General features: G+C 72.6%; 22 protein-coding genes. 15 read left to right on the forward strand and 7 right to left on the reverse strand.

Annotated features, from left to right (window positions below; genetic code table 11):
• Positions 1-5: 5 nt before the first annotated feature.
• Genes AMK26_RS09710 through AMK26_RS09725 form a run of 4 tightly spaced genes read left to right on the forward strand, consistent with a single transcriptional unit; the run spans position 6 to position 3,922 of the window.
• A complete protein-coding gene (locus AMK26_RS09710; RefSeq protein ID WP_073754100.1) occupies positions 6-929 on the forward strand; it encodes an ABC transporter permease in 924 nt (307 codons plus the stop codon).
• Positions 922-1,878 carry an ABC transporter permease gene (locus AMK26_RS09715; protein ID WP_079277524.1) on the forward strand — a complete coding sequence of 319 codons (957 nt, stop codon included), beginning with the start codon at positions 922-924 and terminating at the stop codon, positions 1,876-1,878. Before AMK26_RS09710 ends, AMK26_RS09715 begins: the two co-directional genes overlap by 8 nt.
• Before the next feature lie 3 nt (positions 1,879-1,881).
• Positions 1,882-2,865, forward strand: a complete 984-nt coding sequence (locus tag AMK26_RS09720; protein WP_073754101.1) for an ABC transporter ATP-binding protein — start codon at positions 1,882-1,884, stop codon at positions 2,863-2,865.
• Positions 2,849-3,922: an ABC transporter ATP-binding protein gene (locus AMK26_RS09725; RefSeq protein ID WP_073754102.1), complete on the forward strand. Its 1,074-nt coding sequence runs from the start codon at positions 2,849-2,851 to the stop codon at positions 3,920-3,922. Before AMK26_RS09720 ends, AMK26_RS09725 begins: the two co-directional genes overlap by 17 nt.
• Positions 3,923-4,046: 124 nt before the next feature.
• Here the strand turns inward: AMK26_RS09725 and AMK26_RS09730 are convergent, their stop codons facing one another.
• Positions 4,047-6,191 carry a S9 family peptidase gene (locus tag AMK26_RS09730; RefSeq protein WP_073754103.1) on the reverse strand — a complete coding sequence of 715 codons (2,145 nt, stop codon included), beginning with the start codon at positions 6,189-6,191 and terminating at the stop codon, positions 4,047-4,049.
• A 157-nt stretch (positions 6,192-6,348) separates the two neighbouring features.
• On the opposite strand from AMK26_RS09730, the gene AMK26_RS09735 reads away from it, so the two are divergent.
• From AMK26_RS09735 to AMK26_RS09755, 5 genes are all read left to right on the forward strand, one after another.
• Positions 6,349-6,543 (forward strand): hypothetical protein, encoded by a 195-nt coding sequence (locus tag AMK26_RS09735; protein WP_031078461.1) that lies wholly within the window; start codon positions 6,349-6,351, stop codon positions 6,541-6,543.
• 51 nt (positions 6,544-6,594) lie between these two features.
• Entirely contained in the window at positions 6,595-7,479 is an 885-nt protein-coding gene (gene mshB / locus AMK26_RS09740; RefSeq protein ID WP_073754104.1) for an N-acetyl-1-D-myo-inositol-2-amino-2-deoxy-alpha-D-glucopyranoside deacetylase, read from the forward strand.
• Positions 7,476-7,844 (forward strand): DUF6113 family protein, encoded by a 369-nt coding sequence (locus tag AMK26_RS09745; RefSeq protein ID WP_073754105.1) that lies wholly within the window; start codon positions 7,476-7,478, stop codon positions 7,842-7,844. Before mshB ends, AMK26_RS09745 begins: the two co-directional genes overlap by 4 nt.
• Positions 7,845-7,987: 143 nt before the next feature.
• Positions 7,988-9,949 (forward strand): hypothetical protein, encoded by a 1,962-nt coding sequence (locus AMK26_RS09750; protein WP_198944024.1) that lies wholly within the window; start codon positions 7,988-7,990, stop codon positions 9,947-9,949.
• A gap of 96 nt (positions 9,950-10,045) precedes the next feature.
• Positions 10,046-10,726: a PepSY domain-containing protein gene (locus AMK26_RS09755; protein WP_073754106.1), complete on the forward strand. Its 681-nt coding sequence runs from the start codon at positions 10,046-10,048 to the stop codon at positions 10,724-10,726.
• Positions 10,727-11,024: 298 nt separating this feature from the next.
• Here the strand turns inward: AMK26_RS09755 and AMK26_RS09760 are convergent, their stop codons facing one another.
• Positions 11,025-11,849 carry a transglutaminase-like domain-containing protein gene (locus tag AMK26_RS09760; protein WP_073754107.1) on the reverse strand — a complete coding sequence of 275 codons (825 nt, stop codon included), beginning with the start codon at positions 11,847-11,849 and terminating at the stop codon, positions 11,025-11,027.
• Between the two features lie 5 nt (positions 11,850-11,854).
• On the reverse strand, positions 11,855-12,856 hold the full coding sequence (locus AMK26_RS09765; protein WP_073754108.1) for a GNAT family N-acetyltransferase: 1,002 nt from the start codon (positions 12,854-12,856) through the stop codon (positions 11,855-11,857).
• Between the two features lie 113 nt (positions 12,857-12,969).
• Here AMK26_RS09765 and fdxA point away from each other — a divergent pair, with 113 nt between their 5' ends.
• Both fdxA and AMK26_RS09775 read left to right on the forward strand, forming a co-directional pair.
• The gene (gene fdxA, locus AMK26_RS09770) at positions 12,970-13,290 is read left to right on the forward strand and encodes a ferredoxin (protein ID WP_031078476.1); all 321 of its coding nucleotides are present in this window, start codon (positions 12,970-12,972) and stop codon (positions 13,288-13,290) included.
• A gap of 84 nt (positions 13,291-13,374) precedes the next feature.
• On the forward strand, positions 13,375-14,472 hold the full coding sequence (locus AMK26_RS09775; RefSeq protein WP_073754758.1) for a bifunctional succinyldiaminopimelate transaminase/glutamate-prephenate aminotransferase: 1,098 nt from the start codon (positions 13,375-13,377) through the stop codon (positions 14,470-14,472).
• A 53-nt stretch (positions 14,473-14,525) separates the two neighbouring features.
• Here the strand turns inward: AMK26_RS09775 and AMK26_RS09780 are convergent, their stop codons facing one another.
• Both AMK26_RS09780 and AMK26_RS09785 read right to left on the reverse strand, forming a co-directional pair.
• Positions 14,526-14,954 carry an ATP-binding protein gene (locus AMK26_RS09780; RefSeq protein WP_073754109.1) on the reverse strand — a complete coding sequence of 143 codons (429 nt, stop codon included), beginning with the start codon at positions 14,952-14,954 and terminating at the stop codon, positions 14,526-14,528.
• 629 nt (positions 14,955-15,583) lie between these two features.
• Positions 15,584-16,513, reverse strand: a complete 930-nt coding sequence (locus AMK26_RS09785; protein ID WP_073754110.1) for a hypothetical protein — start codon at positions 16,511-16,513, stop codon at positions 15,584-15,586.
• 43 nt (positions 16,514-16,556) lie between these two features.
• On the opposite strand from AMK26_RS09785, the gene dapE reads away from it, so the two are divergent.
• The gene (dapE, locus tag AMK26_RS09790; RefSeq protein WP_073754759.1) at positions 16,557-17,636 is read left to right on the forward strand and encodes a succinyl-diaminopimelate desuccinylase; all 1,080 of its coding nucleotides are present in this window, start codon (positions 16,557-16,559) and stop codon (positions 17,634-17,636) included.
• 77 nt (positions 17,637-17,713) lie between these two features.
• The gene (locus AMK26_RS09795) at positions 17,714-18,484 is read left to right on the forward strand and encodes a TIGR00730 family Rossman fold protein (RefSeq protein ID WP_073754111.1); all 771 of its coding nucleotides are present in this window, start codon (positions 17,714-17,716) and stop codon (positions 18,482-18,484) included.
• A gap of 20 nt (positions 18,485-18,504) precedes the next feature.
• Here AMK26_RS09795 and folP read toward each other — a convergent pair whose 3' ends face one another.
• Positions 18,505-19,365, reverse strand: a complete 861-nt coding sequence (folP, locus tag AMK26_RS09800) for a dihydropteroate synthase (RefSeq protein ID WP_073754112.1) — start codon at positions 19,363-19,365, stop codon at positions 18,505-18,507.
• 104 nt (positions 19,366-19,469) lie between these two features.
• On the opposite strand from folP, the gene AMK26_RS09805 reads away from it, so the two are divergent.
• The gene (locus AMK26_RS09805; RefSeq protein WP_198944025.1) at positions 19,470-19,814 is read left to right on the forward strand and encodes a DivIVA domain-containing protein; all 345 of its coding nucleotides are present in this window, start codon (positions 19,470-19,472) and stop codon (positions 19,812-19,814) included.
• Positions 19,811-20,401, forward strand: a complete 591-nt coding sequence (locus AMK26_RS09810; protein ID WP_073754114.1) for a DNA-3-methyladenine glycosylase I — start codon at positions 19,811-19,813, stop codon at positions 20,399-20,401. The genes AMK26_RS09805 and AMK26_RS09810 overlap by 4 nt, the downstream gene beginning before the upstream one ends.
• A 67-nt stretch (positions 20,402-20,468) precedes the next feature.
• Here the strand turns inward: AMK26_RS09810 and AMK26_RS09815 are convergent, their stop codons facing one another.
• A complete protein-coding gene (locus AMK26_RS09815; RefSeq protein ID WP_073754115.1) occupies positions 20,469-21,251 on the reverse strand; it encodes an enoyl-CoA hydratase/isomerase family protein in 783 nt (260 codons plus the stop codon).
• Position 21,252: the final 1 nt, after the last annotated feature.

Consider the following 21,252-nt stretch of genomic DNA (forward strand, 5'->3'; position numbering starts at 1 on the left):
CCCCCATGGGACGCTATGTGATCCGGCGGCTGCTCCAGATGATCCCGGTGTTCATCGGCAGCACGTTCCTCATCTTCTTCATGGTGTACGCGCTCGGCGACCCGGTCGCGGCCCTCTTCGGCGACAAGGCGCCCGACCCCGCCACCGCCGCCCGCATCCGCAAGGACCTCCACCTCGACCAGCCGCTGTGGAGGCAGTACCTGCTCTACATGGGCGCCATCTTCCAGGGCGACTTCGGCACCGCGTTCAACGGCCAGAAGGTCACCGAGCTGATGGCCTCCGCCTTCCCCGTCACCCTGCGCCTCACCCTCGTCGCCATCGTCATCGAGATCGTCATCGGCATCACCCTCGGCGTCATCAGCGGCCTCAAGCGCGGCCGCCCCCTCGACACCGGTCTGCTCGTCCTCACCCTCGTCGTCATCTCCGTCCCCACCTTCGTCTCCGGCTACCTCCTCCAGTTCCTCCTCGGGGTGAAATGGGGCTGGGTACGCCCCTCCGTCCCCGCCGACGCCCGCATCGACGAGCTGATCCTCCCCGGCGTCGTCCTCGCCCTGGTCTCCCTCGCCTACGTCACGCGGCTCAGCCGCACCTCCATCGCCGAGAACGTCCGCGCCGACTACGTCCGCACCGCCATCGCCAAGGGCCTGCCGCGTCACCGGGTCATCACCCGCCACCTGCTGCGCAACTCCCTCATCCCGGTCGTCACCTTCATCGGCGCCGACATCGGCTCCCTGATGGGCGGCGCGATCGTCACGGAGCGGATCTTCAACATCCACGGCGTCGGCTACCAGCTCTACCAGGGCATCCTGCGCAACAACGCGCCCACCGTCGTCGGCTTCGTGACCATCCTCGTCATCGTCTTCCTGGTGGCGAACCTGCTCGTCGACCTGCTGTACGCGGTCCTGGACCCGAGGATCCGCTATGCCTGAGCGCCTCGACCCCGCCACGGACGTCATCGCCCCGGCCGGCGCGGGCGGCGCGCCCGCCCCGCCGGTGAGCGAGCCCCAGCCCCCGGACAGGCCCACCACCGGCCGCCCCCGCGGCCTGTGGTCCGACGCCTGGCACCAACTGCGCCGCAACCCGGTCTTCCTCGTCTCCGCGGCCCTCATCGTCTTCCTCGTCCTGATCGCCCTCTGGCCGCAGATCCTCACCGCCGCCGACCCGCTGCGCTGCGACCTCTCCAAGTCCCAACAGGGCCCCGCCCCCGGCCACCCCTTCGGGTACGACACCCAGGGCTGCGACGTGTACACCCGCACGGTGTACGGGGCGCGGGCCTCCATCACCGTCGGCGTCTGCGCCACCCTCGGCGCCGCCCTGCTGGGCAGCCTCCTGGGCGGGCTCGCCGGGTTCTTCGGCGGCTGGTGGGACGCGCTGCTGTCCCGGATCGCCGACGTGTTCTTCGGCATCCCCGTCGTCCTGGGCGGCCTGGTCTTCCTGTCCGTCGTCACCAGCTCCACCGTCTGGCCGGTGGTCGGCTTCATCGTGCTGCTCGGCTGGCCGCAGGTCGCCCGGATCGCCCGCGGCTCGGTCATCACCGCCAAACAGAACGACTACGTCCAGGCCGCGCGGGCCCTCGGCGCCGGCAGCGGGCGGATGCTGCTGCGGCACGTGGCGCCCAACGCCGTCGCCCCGGTCATCGTCGTCGCGACCATCGCCCTCGGTACGTACATCGCGCTGGAGGCAACCCTGTCCTTCCTCGGCGTCGGGCTGCGGCCGCCCACCGTCTCCTGGGGCATCGACATCTCCAACGCCGCCCCGCAGATCCGCAACGCCCCCCACATGCTGCTGTGGCCGGCCGGCGCCCTCAGCGTCACCGTCCTGGCGTTCATCATGCTCGGCGACGCGGTGCGCGACGCCCTCGACCCGAAGCTGAGGTGAGACGTGCTCCTCGAAGTGCGCGACCTGTACGTGGAGTTCCGCACCCGGGACGGGGTGGCCAAGGCCGTCAACGGTGTGACGTACGCCGTCGACGCGGGCGAGACGCTCGCCGTCCTCGGCGAGTCGGGCTCCGGCAAGTCCGTCACCGCCCAGGCCGTCATGGGCATCCTCGACATGCCGCCGGGCCGGATCACCGGCGGGGAGGTCCTCTTCCAGGGCCGGGACCTGCTGACACTGAAGGAGGACGCCCGGCGTACGGTCCGCGGCGCCGAAATGGCGATGATCTTCCAGGACGCCCTGTCGTCGCTGAACCCCGTGCTCAGCGTCGGCGACCAGCTCGGCGAGATGTTCGTCGTCCACCGCGGCATGTCCAGGAAGGACGCCCGCGCCAAGGCCGTCGAGCTGATGGACCGTGTCCGCATCCCCGCCGCCCGGGAACGCGTCGGCCAGTACCCGCACCAGTTCTCCGGCGGCATGCGCCAGCGCATCATGATCGCCATGGCGATGGCCCTCGAACCGGCGCTCATCATCGCCGACGAGCCGACCACCGCCCTCGACGTCACCGTCCAGGCCCAGGTCATGGAACTCCTCGCCGAACTCCAGCGGGAACTCGCCATGGGCCTCATCCTCATCACCCACGACCTGGGCGTCGTCGCCGACGTCGCCGACAGGATCGCCGTGATGTACGCCGGGCGGATCGTCGAGACCGCACCCGTCCACGACATCTACAAGGCACCCGCCCACCCCTACACCCGGGGGCTGCTCGACTCCATCCCGCGCCTGGACCACAAGGGCCGGGAGCTGTACGCCATCAAGGGCCTGCCGCCCAACCTCACGGCCACCCCGCCCGGCTGCCCCTTCCACCCGCGCTGCCCCCGCGCCCGGGACGTGTGCCGTATCGACGTACCGCCCCTGTACCCGGTCTCGGAGGACCGGCGCAGCGCCTGCCACTTCTGGGAGGAGACCATCGATGCCTCCCCTTCTTGAGGCGCGCGAGCTCGTCAAGCACTACCCCCTCACGCGCGGCATCCTGTTCAAGAAGCAGATCGGCGCCGTCAAGGCCGTCGACGGGGTCTCCTTCGCCCTCGACCCCGGTGAGACGCTCGGCATCGTCGGCGAGTCCGGCTGCGGCAAGTCCACGGTCGCCAAGATGCTCGTCAGCCTGGAGCGGCCCACCTCCGGGCAGATCCTCTACAAGGGCGAGGACATCACCAAGCTGTCCGGGCGGGCGCTGAAGGCGGTGCGCCGGAACATCCAGATGGTGTTCCAGGACCCGTACACCTCGCTCAACCCGCGGATGACGGTGGGCGACATCATCGGTGAGCCGTACGAGATCCACCCCGAGGTGGCCCCGAAGGGCGACCGGCGCCGCAAGGTGCAGGAGCTGCTGGACGTGGTGGGGCTCAACCCCGAGTACATCAACCGCTACCCGCACCAGTTCTCCGGCGGCCAGCGCCAGCGCATCGGCATCGCCCGCGGCCTCGCACTCCAGCCGGAGGTCATCGTGGCCGACGAGCCGGTCTCGGCCCTCGACGTCTCCGTCCAGGCGCAGGTGATCAACCTGATGGAGAAGCTCCAGGACGAGTTCGGCCTGAGTTACGTGTTCATCGCCCACGACCTGTCGATCGTCCGGCACATCTCCGACCGGGTCGGCGTGATGTACCTCGGGCGGATCGTCGAGACCGGGACGGACACCGAGATCTACGACCACCCCACCCACCCCTACACCCAGGCGCTGCTGTCCGCCGTCCCCGTACCCGACCCGGAGGCGCGGGAGCAGCGGGAGAGGATCCTGCTCACCGGCGACGTACCCTCGCCCACCGCCGTCCCCTCCGGCTGCCGCTTCCGCACCCGCTGCTGGAAGGCGCGCGAGCGGTGCGCGCTGGAGGTGCCGCTGCTCGCGGTCCCGGCGGCCTTCCGGGACGTGGACACTCCGGCGCGGCACGAGTCGGCGTGCCACTTCGCGGAGGAGAAACAGGTGGTCCCGGTCGAGCCCCAAGGGGGTCTCAAGGACAAATGGGCCGATCGGCCCCAATTCCGTTAACACCCAGGCAACTTGCCGGACGCCGTTTCGATATACGGACACGCCAGCCTGAACAGCGTACGGCCGTGCGGGTGCCGTGGACCGGCCGGGGCGCGCCATGTCGCCCCGGCCGGTCGCCGTGCGCCTACGCCAGACCCAGTGACCGCTTCAGGAAGTCCACCTGGAGCAGCAGCAGGTTCTCGGCCACCTGCTCCTGCGGCGTCATGTGCGTCACGCCCGTCAGCGGCAGCACCTCATGCGGCCGGCCCGCCGCCAGCAGCGCCGACGACAGCTTCAGCGTGTGTGCCGCCACCACATTGTCGTCCGCCAGCCCATGGATGATCATCAGCGGCCGGGTGGGGTTCTCCGGTGCCGACAGACCGTCGTCCGTGATCAGCGAGTTCGCCGCGTACACCTCCGGCGCCTCCTGCGGCAGGCCCAGATACCGCTCCATGTAGTGCGTGTCGTACAGCCGCAGATCGGACATCGGCGCACCCGCCACCGCCGCGTGGAACACATCCGGCCGCCGCAGCACCGCCATCGCGGCCAGGTAGCCGCCGAACGACCAGCCCCGCATCGCCACCCGGTCCAGGTCCAGCGGGAACCGGTCCGCCAGCCCGTGCAGCGCCTCGATCTGGTCGTCCAGCGTCAGCGTCAGCCGGTCCTTGACCGCCTTCTCCCAGCCGGGCGAGCGGCCCGGCGCGCCCCGCCCGTCCGCCACGACCACCGCGAAACCCTGCTCGGCGAACCACTGCGAGGTCAGGTGCGGATTGTGCGCCGCCACCACCCGCTGCCCGTGCGGCCCGCCGTACGGGTCCAGCAGCACCGGCAGCGGCCCGTCGCCCTCCTCGTAGTCCCGGGGCAGCAGCACCGCGCACGGGATGCGGTGCGCGCCCGCCTCGGTGAGCGTCAGGCGGGGCGACAGCACCGGCCGCTCGGCGTACGACGCCACCTCCGCCACCGGCTTGCCGTCCCGCAGCACCCGCACGGTCGTCCCCGGCTCACCGGCCCGCGCCGACGCCAGGACGGTCACCGCCCCGCACCGGACCGCCGAGTGCACTCCGGGCCCTTCGGAGACGCGCTCCACGCCCAGTTCGTTGACCCGGTACACATGGATCTCGCCAATTTCCGCCTCCGCGGCCTCCTCACCCGCCGACGCCGACACCAGCACGTCGTTCTCGCCGACGTCCAGGACCCCGCGGAGGTGGAGCTGCGCACCCGTCAGCGTCCGGTCGCCGACGGCCAGCACCCGCGCCCCGCCCTCGTCGGCGATCCGCACCAGCCGCCCGTCCGGAGCCCAGGCCGGCACCCCACCGAGCAGTTCCAGCCAATCCGGGTCCTCGTCGACATGCACCGTCCGGGTCGTCCCCGACGCGGTGTCCACCGCCAGGTACAGCTGCGTACGCTGGTCACGGGCCTGTACGAGCAGCAGCGGCGCCCCGTCCGACGACCAGTGCACCCGCGCCAGGTACGGGTAGCGCGCCCGGTCCCACGTGACCTCCGTACGCGTGCCGTCCAGGCCGAGCAGACACAGCGACACCTCCGCGTCGGCCGTCCCCGCCGCCGGATAGGCCACCTTCACCGGCTCCCGGTCCGGATGCGCCGGGTCGGAGATCCACCAGCGCTGTACGGGACTGTCGTCGGCCCGCGCGACCAGCAGCCGGTCCGACTCCGGCGACCACCAGAAGCCGCGGGAGCGGCCCATCTCCTCGGCCGCGATGAACTCCGCCAGCCCGTACGTGACGTTCCCGTCCTCCGGCTCGGCCAGCGCGCGGTCGCCGCCGCCGTCGCCGTCCCCCTCGCCACCGGTGCCCGTCACCCGCAGGGCGCCCCCGGCCACGTACGCCACGTACCGCCCGTCCGGCGACGGTCGCGGGTCGATCACCGGGCCCGGTACGCGCAGTTCACGCGCCGTCCCGGCCCGCAGCTCCGCCACGAACAGCCGCCCCGACAGCGCGAACGCCGCCAACTCGACCGCCCCGTCCACCGCGTACCCCACGATGCCGCCCGCGCCCTCACGGCTGCGTTCACGGCGCGCCCGCTCCTCGGGCGACAACTCCTCCTCCGCGCCGCCCAGCAGCGCGTCCGGGTCGGCGGCCACGCGCTCGCGCGCGCCGTCGTGCAGGTCGAGCACCCACAGCCGGTTCGCTCGGTCGGTGCCGGAGGGGGAGCGGAGGAAGACGACCCGGGAGCCGTCGGGGGAGACGGTGAACGCCCGGGGAACACCAAGGGTGTAGCGCTGCGTCCGTGCGTACTGGCGAGGGAATGAGAGCTGTTGCCTGGAGGTCATACGACCGAAAGTAGCGGTCGTGCGCCCCCATGTGCTGCCGTGCACCGATCGATGCGTGGGAACGGATAGTTATGATCCGTAGCGCCAGGTGGGTATGTACCCTCCGGCACATGCGCCCTGCCCGGTCCGGAACGAATATGTATGGAGGTGAACCGCCGTGGCACTCTCGATTTCGGCGGTGGTGCTGCTGGCGATCGTCGTCTTCCTGCTGATCAAGAAGTCCGGTCTGAAGGGTGGACACGCGGCGGTCTGCATGCTGCTCGGCTTCTACCTGGCGAGCTCCTCCATCGCCCCGACCATCAGTGAGCTCACCACCAATGTGGCGAGCATGATCGGCGGCATCAAGTTCTAGGCGGTACGTTCCGGGCGCCACCTTCCGGGCGCCACGTTCTAGGGTGTCCGTATGACGGAACTCCCCGCCCGTCGTCTGCTCCTGGTGCACGCGCACCCCGACGACGAGTCGATCAACAACGGCGCCACCATGGCCAAGTACGCGGCCGAGGGTGCCCAGGTCACCCTCGTGACCTGCACACGCGGCGAGGAGGGCGAGGTCATCCCGCCCGCCCTCGCCCATCTGGCGCCCGACCGGGAGGACCGGCTCGGCCCTCACCGCGTCGGCGAACTGGCCGCCGCGATGAAGGAGCTGGGCGTCACCGACCACCGCTTCCTGGGCGGGCCCGGCCGGTTCCGCGACTCCGGGATGATGGGCGCCGAGCAGAACCGCCGGGACGGCGCCTTCTGGAACACGGACGTGGACGACGCCGCCCCCCACCTCGTCGAGATCATCCGGTCCGTCCGCCCCCAGGTCCTGGTGACGTACGACCCGGACGGCGGCTACGGGCACCCCGACCATATCCAGGCCCACCGCGTCGCGATGCGCGCCGCCGAACTGGCCGCCGAGCCGGCCTTCCGGCGCGACCTCGGGGACACCCACGAGATCGCCAAGATCTACTGGAACCGGGTGCCGCGCACGGTCGCCGAGGAGGGCTTCGCCCGACTGCGTGCGGCGGGCGTGTTCCCCGCCGTGGGCTCGATCGGCGACGTACCCGGCGTCGTGGACGACTCGGTCGTCACGGCCGAGATCGACGGGACGGACTACGCGGAACGGAAGGCGGCGGCCATGCGCGCCCACGCCACGCAAATCGCCGTGGAGGGCGCCTTCTTCGCGCTCTCCAACGATCTGGGCCAGCCCATCTTCACCACGGAGTACTACCAGTTGGTACAGGGCAGGTCCGGCGCCCCGGCCGGCCGGCGGGAGGACGACCTGTTCGCCGGGGTGGCGTCATGAAGGCCGCGCGGATCGGTTCGTACGCGGGCCTCGCCGTCCTCGGGGCGGTCGTCGGCCTCGCCGGGGCGCTGGTCCAATCCGCGTGGTTCCCCGGTGGGTTGCTCCTCGCGCTCGCCGCCTGCGTGGGGCTGTTCTACGGCGCGCTGCGCGCGACCGGCACCCAGCTGGGAGTGGTGGCGCCCGGCGTCGGCTGGCTGGTCGCCGTCGTGCTGGTCAGCCTCGGCCGGCCCGAGGGAGACCAGGTCTTCTGGGGCGGTGGCGCCGAGCTGGTGTACGTCCTGGGCGGCATGGCCGCCGCTGTGATGTGCGCCACCATGTCACGGCTCCCGCACCGGGACGGCGGAACCGGCCCACTTGGCGTGTGACGTGCCCTGGCTTGGGCCGGAATGACCGATCCCGCTTCCCCCGGTCGCGGGATACCCGGCGGCGGCGGCCAGTATGGTGGTGCGCGCCGCCGAGCGCCCGCACGTGTAAGAGCGGGCGGCGGAGCCAACCGGGAGAACCTGCTTTGAGTCGTGAAACTGACAGTTCGTCCTCCGGCCCCCAGGGGCGCGGCGGAGCCGCGTACCCCTCGGGTACACCGCCGTACGGATCGCGCCAGTATCCGTCGCTGCACCCGACGCAGGACGCACCGGACGAGAGCGCCGGAGCCGCCGCGGCGGAGCCGGACGAGCCCAGGACCGAGACCACGCTGACCACCCGCATCCGGATCAACATCCCCGGTTCGCGGCCGATCCCGCCGGTCGTGGTGCGCAAGCCGGTCGGCGAGACGGACGCGGCCGGCGGAACTCCGGCCCCGCGGGCCGCTGCCGAGCGGCCGCCGGTCGCGGAGGCGCGCTCGCCGAAGCCGGTGGAGGAGCCGCAGGCGGAGGAGAAGCCGGCCAGCGACTGGTTCGCCCCCCGCAAGCCCCCGACGCCCGCGGCTTCGCCCTCGGCCTCGTCCGCGCCCCAGCAGGCGCCCGCCTCGACTCCGTCGTCGCCCGCGCAGGGCCCGGCCCCGCAAGGCCCCCGCGGGGACGCCCCCCGCCCGCACAGCGCCCTGGACGACCTCGCGGCGGACGCGATGGCCCCCGGCCGCCCGGCGCACCCGAACGGTCCGACGACGGGCCCGGTCACCGGCAGCATGAGCGCCGTGCCGTGGATGTCCGACGACACCGCCGTACTGACGCCGCAGAACCCCGCGCCGGAGTTCGAGCCCGGGGCTCCGTTCGATCGCTCGTACGAGACTTCGTACGAGTCTTCGTACGAGCAGGGCGCGGTGCGCCCGCCCGCCGGGCCGCCGGCCGGCGGCAACGTGTCGGGTGACACGCTCACGAGCGGCATCCCCGTGGTCCCGCCGGAGCACCGCGGCCCCTCGCCGTTCCCGGTCTCCGGCCCGGCGCAGGTCGCCACCGACCGGGGCGCCGCGCTGTACGAGGACCCCGAGCCGGCCGCCGCCGCGCCGCCGGCCGCCCCGGCCGCCCCGGCCCCCACGTCGGCCCCGGCGCCGGCTCCCGCGGCCGCGCCCGCCCGCCCGCAGAAGAAGGGCCGGTCCAAGCTGGTCCTCCTGGGCGTGGCGGTGGTCGTCCTGACCGGCGTCGCGTACGGCGCCGGTCTGCTCCTCAACCACTCCGAGGTACCCAAGGGCACCACGGTCCTCGGCGTCGACATCGGCGGCGGCACCAAGGAGCAGGCGGTCCAGAAGCTCGAAACCGCGTTCGGCGAGCGCGCCACCGCCCCCCTCCAGCTCAGCGTGGGCGGCAAGAAGGAAGAACTGGCCCCGGAAAAGGCCGGCCTGTCCCTGGACGCCCAGGAGACCGTCCGGGCCGCCGCGGGCGCCGACTACAACCCCGTCTCGGTGATCGGCTCCCTCTTCGGCGGTGAGCGCGTCGCCCAGCCGGTCATCCCGGTCGACGAGGAGAAGCTGAGCGTCGCCCTGACCGACCTGGCGGGCGTCTCCGGCTCGGCCACCGAGGGCACGATCAAGTTCGAGCCGGGCAAGGCCGTCGCCGTACCCGGCAAGGCCGGCAAGGCGCTGGACGTCCAGCGGTCGATGATCTCGGTACGGGACGCCTACCGCGCCCAGGTCGAGACCGGCCGGACGAACACGGTCGAGCTGCCCGTCGTCACCAAGGAACCGACCATCACCCAGACCGAACTGGACCGGGCGATGAAGGAGTTCGCCGAGCCCGCCATGTCCGACGCGGTGATCATCAGGGCGGGCGGCAAGGAGATCAAGTTCGGCCCGGCCAGGTCGCTGCCGAAGATCCTTTCCATGAAGCCGATCAACGGCCGCCTGGTCGAGGTCTACAACAAGAAGGCGATCGACCAGTTGCTGGAGGGCGTCTTCGACGGCGTCATGATCACCAAGGGCGACGGCAAGCAGCACGAGGTCTCCGCCGACGACGTCGCCCACGCGATGCAGACGGCCCTGCTCGGCAAGACCCCCGCCGAGCGCACCGAGACGATCGAACTCGACCCCCAGGGCTGACCCCGCCGGCCCCCGCCCCACCGCGGGCGGGGGCCGTTCGGGTGGCTCCAGGACGACTCGGCATGGCCGGGCCCCCAAGGGGTTACCGGTGCGGACATGACCGCACAGCTCCGCCTCCGCCGCCGCCGAATCGTCTCCGTCGCCGTTGCCGCGTGCGCCGTCGTCGCGACGGCCCCTCTCCTCACCGCCTGCGGGGACGACCGCGAACCGCGTGTCGCCGCCGCCGCGCCCTCCCCGTACGGCAGCCCCGGCGCAACCGTCTCGCCGCGCCGCCTGACCGAGGACCAGGCGGAGCGCAAGGCACTGATCCAGGCCACAAAGGTGCCGTGGGACAAGGCGGCCGGGACGGCCGTGGCAGGCGTACAGGAAGGGAAGCTCGCCGAGATCGAGCTGAAGTGGGCGCGCTCCGCCGTCGGCAGCCCGAGCCCCGGCCCGCGCACCCCCGAGTGGGTCTCCACGGTCGCCGCCCAGGACGGCACCGCCTACACCGTCCGCGTCGACGCCGTCTCCGGCAAGGTGACCGAGTCGCGAGTCGAGACCGGCCAGGCCCCGGACGACAAGCGCGAGCTCGCCGGGCGGCTGTCCGCCGCCAAGGTCACCCCGCAGCAGGCCGTCAAGACGGCCACCGACCGCAAGAAGGGCACGGTCGCGGCCGTCGAACTGGACGACACCGTCTGGTCCGTCGACGTCGTGACGACGAACGACTGGTACAAGACGACGTACGACATCGACACCCGGACCGGCAAGATCGTCCGCGAACACGTCGACCGCGACTGACCCGGCGCGCGCGGGCGCGGCGGCTTTGGTGCGGGTCCGCCCCGGCGGTGGGCGCCCAGGCGCGGGGTGCGGGCCCCCGTGGCGGCGCCCTGGCGCGGGGTGCGGGTTCCACCCGTGGGGGGCGTGGCCCCTCCGGGCTCACCTCCTCGAGGCCGGCGGCCTCGGGTACGCCGGATCGGGAGCCCTCCCATGGCCGCCGACCTCTGCGGGGGCGACCCTGCACGGCCCCGCCCGGCCGTCGGCCGGGTGCGGACCGGTGGGGAGGGGGCGCCGGACGGGTGCCGTTTGCGAGAGCGTGTCAGTTGAGCATCGCGCGGGCCGCTCGGGCCCGGTGGCGGACCGTCTCCGCCACGGTCGGTTCGACGGCGGCGACCACCTCCGCGTACGCGTCCATCTCCGCCGCGCCGGTCAGGAAGTCGCCGCGCTGGACCAGCAGCTGGGCGCGCTCGTAACGCAGGCGGGCCGGGTGGGTGGGGAGCAGCAGGGACAGCTCGACCGCCCACAGGGCGACGTCCGAGCGCTCCGGGCGTACGGAGGCCCAGGCGCGGATGTTGTTGAGGATCCGCTGCATGATCTGCAAGGGGTCCGTGGGGACCAGCATCGAGGGGTGCAGGCGCTCGCCGGTCGCCCCGGTCACCAGCAGCTCCGCGTCCGCTCCGGTCAGCGCCCGGCCCCCGGCGAACGGGTCCGCCAGCACCTGCTCCTCCGGGTCGCCGAAGCCGATCACGAAGTGCCCCGGCAGCGCCACGCCGTACACCGGCGCGCCCGCCCGCCGGGCGACCTCGATCCACACCACCGACAGCAGGATCGGCAGGCCCCTGCGGCGCCGCAGCACCTCGTGCAGCAGCGACGACTCCAGGCGCTGGTAGTCGCCGGGCGTGCCGTGGAAGCCGCACCGCTCGCCGAGGAGGACGGCGAGCGCGGCCACCCACGAGCGCGGGCCGCGCAGCCCGTACGGCAGCAGCCCGGCCAGCCGGTCCAGCTCGATCTCGGCGGCGTCCATCCCGGCCTGTCCGAGCGCCGGGTCCGCCTCCGCGCCCACCAGCAGGCACAGCGTCGCGAGGTCCGGCCGTTCCTCGCGTGCCTCCTCGGCGAACCGGCGGCGCCACTCGGTGGTGTGCATACGCGTCACGTACCCGCTTCGGGAGATCGGAAGTGGTGGTACAGGTGGTGGACGGCGAAGCCCATCCCTTCGTACAGGGCGAGAGCACCACCATTGTCCGACTCCACCTGGAGCCAGGCCGCGGACGCGCCCTCGTCCAGGGCGCGGCCGGCCAGTGCCGCCATGACCGCCGTGCCGAGGCCCTGCCTGCGGTACGCCGGGTCCACCTCGACCGCCATGAACCCGGCCCACCGCCCGTCGACCACGCACCGCCCGATCGCCGCCGGGACGTCGCCGTCGCCGGGCAGGGAGGCGAACCATACGGAGGGGCCGCTGTTCAGGACGTGCAGGACGTGGGGGCCGGGCACGCCCGAGCGGTTGTAGCGGCGCAGCCACGCCTCGTCCACGGAGCGGGACAGCCGTACGCCCTCGGTGGGCAGGTCCGCGATCGGCGCCAGCGCCCCGATCCGTACCTCCGCCGTGACCTCCCGGTGCCAGCCCCGCTCGTCCAGCGCCGCGCACAGCCGCTCCTGGGTGCCCTCCGCGCCGGTCGCCGTCTGGACGTACGGGGGCAGGCCGCGCTCCTCGTACCAGGCACGCGCGCGTGCCAGGGCGTCGTCCAGCGGCATGCCGGGATCGCCGAGCGGCAGCACCGAGTTGGCCCGCCGCGTGAACCCGTGGGACGCCCGCAGCGTCCACTGACCGAGCGGCTCGCTCTCCACCGGCTGCCAGGCCCGCGCGGTCACCCGCGCCAGCTCCTCGAAACCGGCCGCGGGGCCCCGGCGGCGGGCGGGTGCGGCGGGTACGACCTTGCCCGCGACCAGCGTGGATTCCGGAATACGGACAGTTTCCCCGGTCCGTCGTGTGATCAGCAGCACACCCCCGGTCCATGATGTGAGAACACCGACCGTGTCGGTGAACTTCTCCGACCGCGCTCCAGGGTCGCTCAACCGGCGGACGGAGACTCGTTTACCCACGTCAGAGGGGCCGATCCGGACCTCCAGCCGTCCGCCCGCAGTGAATTCCACAGCTCAGTCCGCCCCTCCTGTTCGGTTCCGTCCCAAGAACGGAGATACTAGGTGCGGGCATCGACGACGCCGCGCTCCCGCGCAAACAGCCCTACCGAGGAGGAACGACCAGCGTGACCTACGTCATCGCGCAGCCTTGTGTCGACGTCAAGGACAAGGCGTGCATCGAGGAGTGCCCCGTCGACTGCATCTACGAGGGCCAGCGGTCCTTGTACATCCACCCGGACGAATGCGTCGACTGCGGTGCTTGTGAGCCGGTCTGCCCGGTCGAGGCGATCTTCTACGAGGACGACACTCCCGAGGAGTGGAAGGACTACTACAAGGCGAACGTCGAGTTCTTCGACGACCTGGGTTCGCCCGGTGGTGCCTCGAAGCTGGGCCTGATCGAGCGCGACCACCCCTTCATCGCCGCCCTGCCGCCGCAGAACGGCTGATCGCGCACCCTCGGTCCCGTACGGCTCCCGCCGCTGTACGGGACCGATGTGTTTTCGCCCCTGAAGCAGAAGAAAGCGAGCACCGTGTCCTCCCCCGTCTCCTCACGCCTCCCCGTCTTCCCGTGGGACAAGCTCGAGCCGTACAAGAAGACGGCCACGGCCCACCCGGACGGCATCGTGGACCTGTCCGTGGGCACGCCCGTGGACCCCGTCCCCGAGGTGATCCAGCGGGCCCTGGTGGCCGCGGCCGACTCGCCGGGCTATCCGACGGTGTGGGGGACGACCGAGCTGCGTGACGCGCTCACCGGCTGGTGCGAGCGGCGCCTGGGGGCGCGCGGCTTCGCGCACACCAACGTGCTGCCGGTCGTCGGCTCCAAGGAGCTGGTGGCGTGGCTGCCGACCCAGCTGGGCCTCGGCGCCGGAGACACGGTGGCCTACCCGCGGCTGGCCTACCCGACGTACGAGGTCGGCGCGCGGCTGTGCGGCGCGACGCCGGTCGTCTACGACGACCCCACCGAGCTGGACCCCGCCGGGCTGAAGCTGCTGTGGCTGAACACGCCGTCCAACCCGACCGGCCGGGTCATCCCCAAGGACGAGCTGACCCGGATCGTCGCCTGGGCGCGTGAGCACGGCGTCCTGGTCTTCAGCGACGAGTGCTACCTGGAACTCGGCTGGGAGGCCGACCCCGTCTCCGTACTGCATCCGGATGTGTGCGGTGGCTCGTACGAGGGGATCGTCGCCGTCCACTCGCTGTCCAAGCGGTCGAACCTGGCCGGCTACCGCGCCGCGTTCATCGCGGGCGACGCGGCCGTGCTGGGCGAGCTGCTCCAGATCCGCAGGCACGGCGGGATGATGACGCCCGCGCCCGTGCAGGCGGCGACGGTCGCGGCGCTCGGCGACGACGCGCACGTGGCCGAGCAGCGCGCCCGTTACGCGGCGCGGCGGACCGCCCTGCGCACGGCCCTGGAGACGCACGGCTTCCGCATCGAGCACAGCGAGGCGAGCCTGTACCTGTGGGCGACCCGCGACGAGCCGTGCTGGGACACGGTGGCGTACCTGGCGTCCCTCGGGATCCTGGTCGCTCCCGGCGACTTCTACGGCGCGGCGGGGGAGCGGTTCGTACGGGTGGCGTTCACGGCCACCGACGAGCGGGTCGAGGCCGCGGTCAAGCGGCTGGGCTGAGGCATGGCGAAGGGCCCGGGGGAATGCCCCCGGGCCCTTCGCCATGCGTACGGCTACTGGCCGAGCGCCGGCAGGGTCTTCACCGGCAGCTCCGCCGGGACGCCGCCGCCGAGCGCGTCGGTGGGCGCGGCGCCCGCGGCCCCGCCGACGAGCTCGCCGGCGTTGCCGGCCGCGTCACCGGCGGCCTTCTGCGCGACGGGCGTGGTGGCCTCGCCCGTCTTGGCGACGGTCTTGCCCGCGGCGGGAACGGCCTGCTTCACCGCCTTGCTGCCGGCCTCGCCGACCAGGCCGGTCGTGCTCTCGGAGGCGCCGCTGACGGTGCCGGTCGCCGAGGCGGTGTCGAGGCTGCTCACGCCGCCCAGTTCGGGACCCTTGGAGAGGTCCACGGCGCTTGCGGAGCCGGCCGCACCGACCACGGGAGCTGCGCCCGCTGCGATCAGCAGCGCGGCACGGGCGATCCGACGGGTCAGGGGGAGGGACATGATGCTCCTTCGACGGGAGAGGTCGTTGACTGTGGTGCCTGTCCGACGATCGGACGCTGTGACAACCGGTCGGAGGGCGGGGGAGGTTGCGGTGGCCCGAGGTAAAGAGTTGGTAATGCGTCGCATTATCGGCTCCACCTAAAACCGGACAAACGAGCAGAGTTCCGCGGGCGTGAAGAACCGTCACTTCCCAGCGCTCCCAGGGAAATCGGCGCCGAAAAACGGTCTGGGACAAAACCAGCCGATGACGCGATGCCGAGTGCCCCGCCCGAGTGAATTCCCGTACGCACGCCCGCGCCACTTTTCGACTCCCGCCCCGCCAGGCATAGGTGGCAGCCGCAAGGCGGCCGGGCGGGGCCGTGCAGGGTCGCCCCCGCAGAGGTCGGCGGCCATGGGAGGGCTCCCGATCCGGCGTGCCCGAGGCCGCCGGCCTCGAGGAGGTGAGCCCGGAGGGGCCACGCCCCCACCCACGACCTCCCGCGCCGCCCGGCGCCTGTGCCGCTCCGCTGCAGGCCGCGCCCGATACAGGCCGCACCGGGGGTATGCCGCACCCGGGGCAGGCCGCACCCGATGCAGGCCCCACCCGATGCAGGCCGCGCCCGGGGCGGACCGGCACGAACGGCCCGGCGTTACCGCGTCACGCGGATGCGGACCTCGTCGGGACGTGACGTACCGGCGGGGGCGGAGCGCCAGCCGTCTTCGGCCTCCGCCACGCTCCACACCCGGCCCGCGTACGACACCTCCGCGAGCCCGAGAGCGTCCGCCTGGGCCACCGCCCACTGGGCCAGCTCCCAGCCGCGGCGCGAGCCGCCGCCGGGCGTCGCGCCCTCGGGGCCGGCCGAGCCGGCCGAGCCGGCCGCCGTCGCCCGCACCGGTACGGAGATCTCCGGCGCCGCCCCGCCCCGGGGCAGTTCACCGAACGCGCGCTTCAGCTCCGCCCGTACCTTCGCCGGATCACCGGCCTTCACCTGCCCGCTGCCGGGCGTGCAGGTCAGGGACGCGGGCGAGCGCCCGGTGAGCGCGGCGGCGAGCAGCGCGGCGTCCGGCTCGTGCTTCGCGTACGCCTGGGGGAACCCGCTGCGCTGTACGCGCTGCGCGGCCACGGTCAACGGCAGCCGGGAGTAGCCCGGCACCTTGGCGAGGTGGTCGTAGAACTTCCCCGACGAGAAGACCGGGTCGAGGATCTGCGCCTCGGTGCCCCAGCCCTGCGAGGGCCGCTGCTGGAACAGGCCGAGGGAGTCGCGGTCGCCGTAGCGGATGTTGCGCAGGGCCGACTCCTGCAGGGCGGTCGCCAGCGCGATGGTGACCGCCCGCTCGGGCATGCCCCGGGACGTCCCCACCGCGGAGATCGTCGCGGCGTTCGACGCCTGCTCGGGGGTGAACCAGTACGTGTTGTTCCCGCTGCCCACGACGCACCGCGGGGCGCCTTTGCCGCCGGTGACGTACTGCACGACGACGTACGCGATGACCGCCAGCAGCACGGCGAGCGCGACGGCGATTCTCAGTCGGCGAGGTCGCCGAGGCCGGCGAGGACGGGTGGACTCGGACACGGAGCCCACCGTACTGGAGGGCCGGGTTAGGCTCGGCACCATGTCCGAGACCATGCCTGCCACCATGCTGGACCTCACGCAGGACGGCCCGGCGCTCACCGCCGCGCTCGTCGACTTCCCTTCCGTCAGCGGCACCGAGAAGCCCCTCGCCGACGCGATCGAGCAGGCGCTGCGCACGCTGCCGCACCTGACCGTCGACCGGTACGGCAACAACGTCGTCGCCCGGACGAACCTGGGCCGGGCCGAGCGCGTCGTGCTGGCCGGACACATCGACACCGTGCCGATCGCCGACAACGTCCCCTCCCGGCTCGACGACAACGGCATCCTGTGGGGCTGCGGCACCTCGGACATGAAGTCGGGCGTCGCCGTCCAGCTGCGCATCGCCGCGACCGTCCCGGAGCCCAACCGCGACCTGACCTTCGTCTTCTACGACAACGAAGAGGTCGCCGCCCACCTGAACGGGCTCGGGCATGTGGCCGCCGCACACCCCGAGTGGCTGGAGGGCCACTTCGCCGTCCTGCTGGAGCCGTCCGACGGCCAGGTCGAGGGCGGCTGCCAGGGCACGCTGCGGGTGCACCTCCGTACCAAGGGCGAGCGCGCCCACTCCGCGCGCAGCTGGATGGGGTGCAACGCCATCCACGCCGCCGCTCCGATCCTGGCGAAGCTGGCCGCGTACGAACCGCGCCGCCCGGTGATCGACGGGCTGGAGTACCACGAGGGCCTCAACGCCGTCGGGATCGAGGGCGGGGTGGCCACCAACGTCATCCCCGACGAGTGCACCGTGATCGTCAACTACCGCTACGCGCCCGACCGCTCCATGGAGGAGGCGGAGGCCCACGTACGCGAGGTGTTCGCGGACTGCGGCGTCGACGAATTCGTGGTGGACGACCACACCGGCGGCGCCCTGCCGGGGCTGTCGCACCCGGCCGCCGCGGCCTTCATGGCGGCGGTCGGCGGCACCGCGCAGCCCAAGTTCGGCTGGACGGACGTGTCCCGGTTCAGCGCGCTGGGTGTGCCCGCCGTCAACTACGGCCCCGGTGACGCGCTCTTCGCGCACAAGCGGGACGAGCACGTCGCCGTCGACAAGATCACGCACTGTGAACGCCGACTGTACGACTGGCTCACTGCCTGACCTCCGTGATTTCGCCTTTTGTCACGTCCGTCGCCCTACCCTGAGCGGGAAACGATGTTCAGCGGAGGGAGCGGATCATGGGCAACCCCGAGGCCGAGGCCGAAGGACTGCGAGCGCTGGCCGAGCAGCGGCTGGGGCCGGTACTGCGCCGCCGGGAGCAGGTCCAGCCCGGCACCACCGATCAGCGGCTGCTGGACACCGCGGGCGACTCCGAGTGGGTCCACACCGACCCGTGGCGGGTCATGCGCATCCAGTCGGAGTTCGTGGAGGGCTTCGGCGCGCTGGCGGAACTGCCCAGCGCGATCAGCGTCTTCGGCTCGGCCCGCACCCCGGCGGGCACGCCGGAGTACGAGGCGGGCGTACGGATCGGCCGGGCGCTGGTCGAGGCGGGCTTTGCGGTGATCACGGGCGGCGGCCCGGGTGCCATGGAGGCCGCCAACAAGGGGGCGCGGGAGGCGAAGGGCATCTCGGTGGGCCTCGGTATCGAGCTGCCCTTCGAGCAGGGCCTGAACCCGCACGTCGACATCGGCGTCAACTTCCGCTACTTCTTCGTACGGAAGACCATGTTCGTCAAGTACGCCCAGGGCTTCGTCGTCCTGCCGGGCGGCCTCGGCACCCTGGACGAGCTGTTCGAGGCCCTCACCCTGGTCCAGACGCGGAAGGTGACCCGCTTCCCGATCGTGCTCTTCGGTACGGAGTACTGGTCGGGCCTGGTCGACTGGCTGCGCGACACGGTGATCGCCCAGGGCAAGGCCTCGGAGCGGGACCTGATGCTCTTCCACGTCACGGACGACGTCGACGAGGCGGTCGCCCTGGTCACCAAGGAGACCGGACCCGGCCGCCCCTGAGCCGCCCCTGACGGGCAGGGCTACGCCAGACCCCGGCGGGCGACCGCCGGGGGGCGGTGACCCGCGATGGACGCCACCATGTCCAGCACCTGCCTGGTCTCCGCCACCTCGTGCACCCGGTACACCTGGGCGCCCAGCCAGGCCGACACGGCCGTCGTCGCGAGGGTGCCCAGCACCCGCTCCTTGACGGGCTTGTCGAGCGTCTCGCCGACGAAGTCCTTGTTGGACAGCGACACCAGCACCGGCCAGCCCGTCTCCGTCATCTCGCCCAGCCGGCGCGTCGCCTCCAGGCTGTGCCGGGTGTTCTTCCCGAAGTCGTGACCGGGATCGATCATGATTCCGTCGCGGCGTACGCCCAGCTCCACGGCGCGCTCCGCCAGGCCGAGGGTCACCCGCAGGATGTCCGCCATCACGTCGTCGTACGTCGTCCGGTGCGGCCGCGTGCGCGGCTCCACGCCGCCCGCGTGCGTGCAGACCAGACCCGCGCCGTACCGCGCGGCGACCTCCGCGAGCTTCGGGTCCACCCCGCCCCACGCGTCGTTCAGCAGGTCCGCGCCCGCCTCGCAGACCGCCTCGCCCACGTCGTGCCGCCAGGTGTCGACGCTGATCACCACGTCCGGGTGGCGGCGGCGGACCTCGGCGACGAAGCCGACCGTGCGACGCGCCTCCTCCTCGGCCGACACCTCCTCTCCGGGACCGGCCTTCACCCCGCCGATGTCGATGATGGCGGCACCCTCCGACACCGCCTGCTCGACGCGGGCGAGCGCCGGCTCGTCGCGGAACGTGGCGCCCTGGTCGTAGAAGGAGTCCGGGGTCCGGTTCACGATGGCCATGATCACCGGCTCGTGCGCGTCGAATTCACGCCGTCCCAAGCGCAGCATCCCGTTCGTCCTCCTCGCGTTCCGTCGCCTGCGACCTTAACTGTCGGTGGCGCATGGCACGATCGGCAGCGTTACGTTTTCGCTCCCGGTGGAGAGGCACGGTCGTGTTCTGGTTCTTGGCTGTAGCGATGGTCGTGGTCGTTGCCGCGGTCACCCTCGCCGTGATCGGCGGCGGGGAGAGCGACGTGCTTCCCGAGGCGGCGCCCGAGCACACGGTGGACCAGCTGCCGCTGACCCGCCCCGTCGGCCGCGCCGACATCGACGCGCTGCGGCTGCCGCTGGCGCCGCGCGGGTACCGGATGGCGGAGGTGGACGACGTCCTCGGGCGGCTCGGCGCCGAGCTCGCCGAGCGGGACGCGCGGATCGCCGAGCTGGAAGCCGCGCTGGCGGGAGCCCGCGCGGAGGGGCCCCGTCGGCCCGACGCGCCGGGGGAGGAGCGGGACCAGTGACCGGCGAGGCTTTGCCGGGCCCGGACGGGAAGCCGCGCTGCCCGTGGGGCCTGTCCACCGAGGACTACATCCGGTACCACGACGAGGAGTGGGGACGCCCCGTCCACGGCGACGACGCCCTGTTCGAACGGCTCTGCCTGGAGGCCTTCCAGTCGGGCCTGTCCTGGATCACGATCCTCCGCCGCCGCGAGGGCTTCCGCCGGGCGTTCGCGGATTTCGAGATCGCGGCGGTCGCGGAGTTCTCCGACGCCGACCGGGAGCGGCTGCTGGCCGACACCGGGATCATCCGCAACCGCGCCAAGATCGACGCCTGCCTCGCCAACGCACGCGTCCTGGCCGGCTGGGCACCGGGCGAGCTGGACGCCCTGATCTGGTCGTACGCCCCCGACCCCGCCTCCCGCCCGGCCCCCCGCACCATCGCCGACGTCCCGGCGGTCACGCCCGAGTCGACGGCCCTGTCCAAGGCCCTCAAGAAGCAGGGCCTCCGCTTCGTCGGCCCGACGACGGCCTACGCCCTGATACAGGCCTGCGGCCTGGTCGACGACCACCTCACCACCTGCGCGGCCCGCGGCGGCGGCCGGGTCTGACCTGGAGGCCCGCTCCCCGCCGCCCTTGCACGATCGGCCACCTTCACTCGGCACCCCACCCGAGGGGTCAGCGGCCGAGGTACTTCGGCTTTTCCTTGGCGAGGAACGCCTGGACCGCGATCCCGTGGTCCTCGGACGCGCCCGCCTTGGTCTGGAGCTCGTCCTCCTTGTCCAGGGCCTCGTCCAGCGTGTGGGTCGCCCCGTACGCGAGCGACTCCTTCAGCGCCGCGTACGCCACCGTCGGGCCCCCCGCGAGGGCGCGGGCAACCGACTCCGCCTCGGCCGCCAGGTCGGCCGCCGGGACCAGCCGGTTCGCGATGCCCAGCTCGTACGCCTCCTGCGCCGTGATCGAGCGCGGGAAGAACAGCAGGTCCGCCGCCCGCCCCGGGCCCACCAGGCGGGGCAGCGTCCAGGAGACGCCCGAGTCGGCGGTCAGGGCGACCCCCGCGAAGGAGGTGTTGAAGGACGCCGTGTCGGCCACCACCCGGTAGTCCGCCGCCAGCGCGAAGCCGAAGCCCGCCCCGGCCGCGACCCCGTTCACCCCGGCGACGACGGGCTTCGGCATCGAGGTGATCGCCCGGATGACCGGGTTGTAGTGCTCCCGCACGGTGCTCATCGTGTGCTCGGTGCCGATCAGCGAGACGTGTTCCTTGAGGTCCTGCCCCACGCAGAACGCCCGGCCCGTCGCGGTCAGCAGGACCGCCCGTACGGCGGTGTCCTCCGCCGCCGCCAGGACCGCGTCCCGGAGGGCGACCTTCGCCTCCGTGTTCATCGCGTTCATGGCGTCGGGCCGGTTGATCGTGATCGTGGCGAGTCCGTCGCCCACCTCGTACAGCACGGTGTCGGCCATG

The organism is Streptomyces sp. CB03234 (assembly GCF_001905885.1).
In the GTDB taxonomy this organism is placed as follows: domain Bacteria; phylum Actinomycetota; class Actinomycetes; order Streptomycetales; family Streptomycetaceae; genus Streptomyces.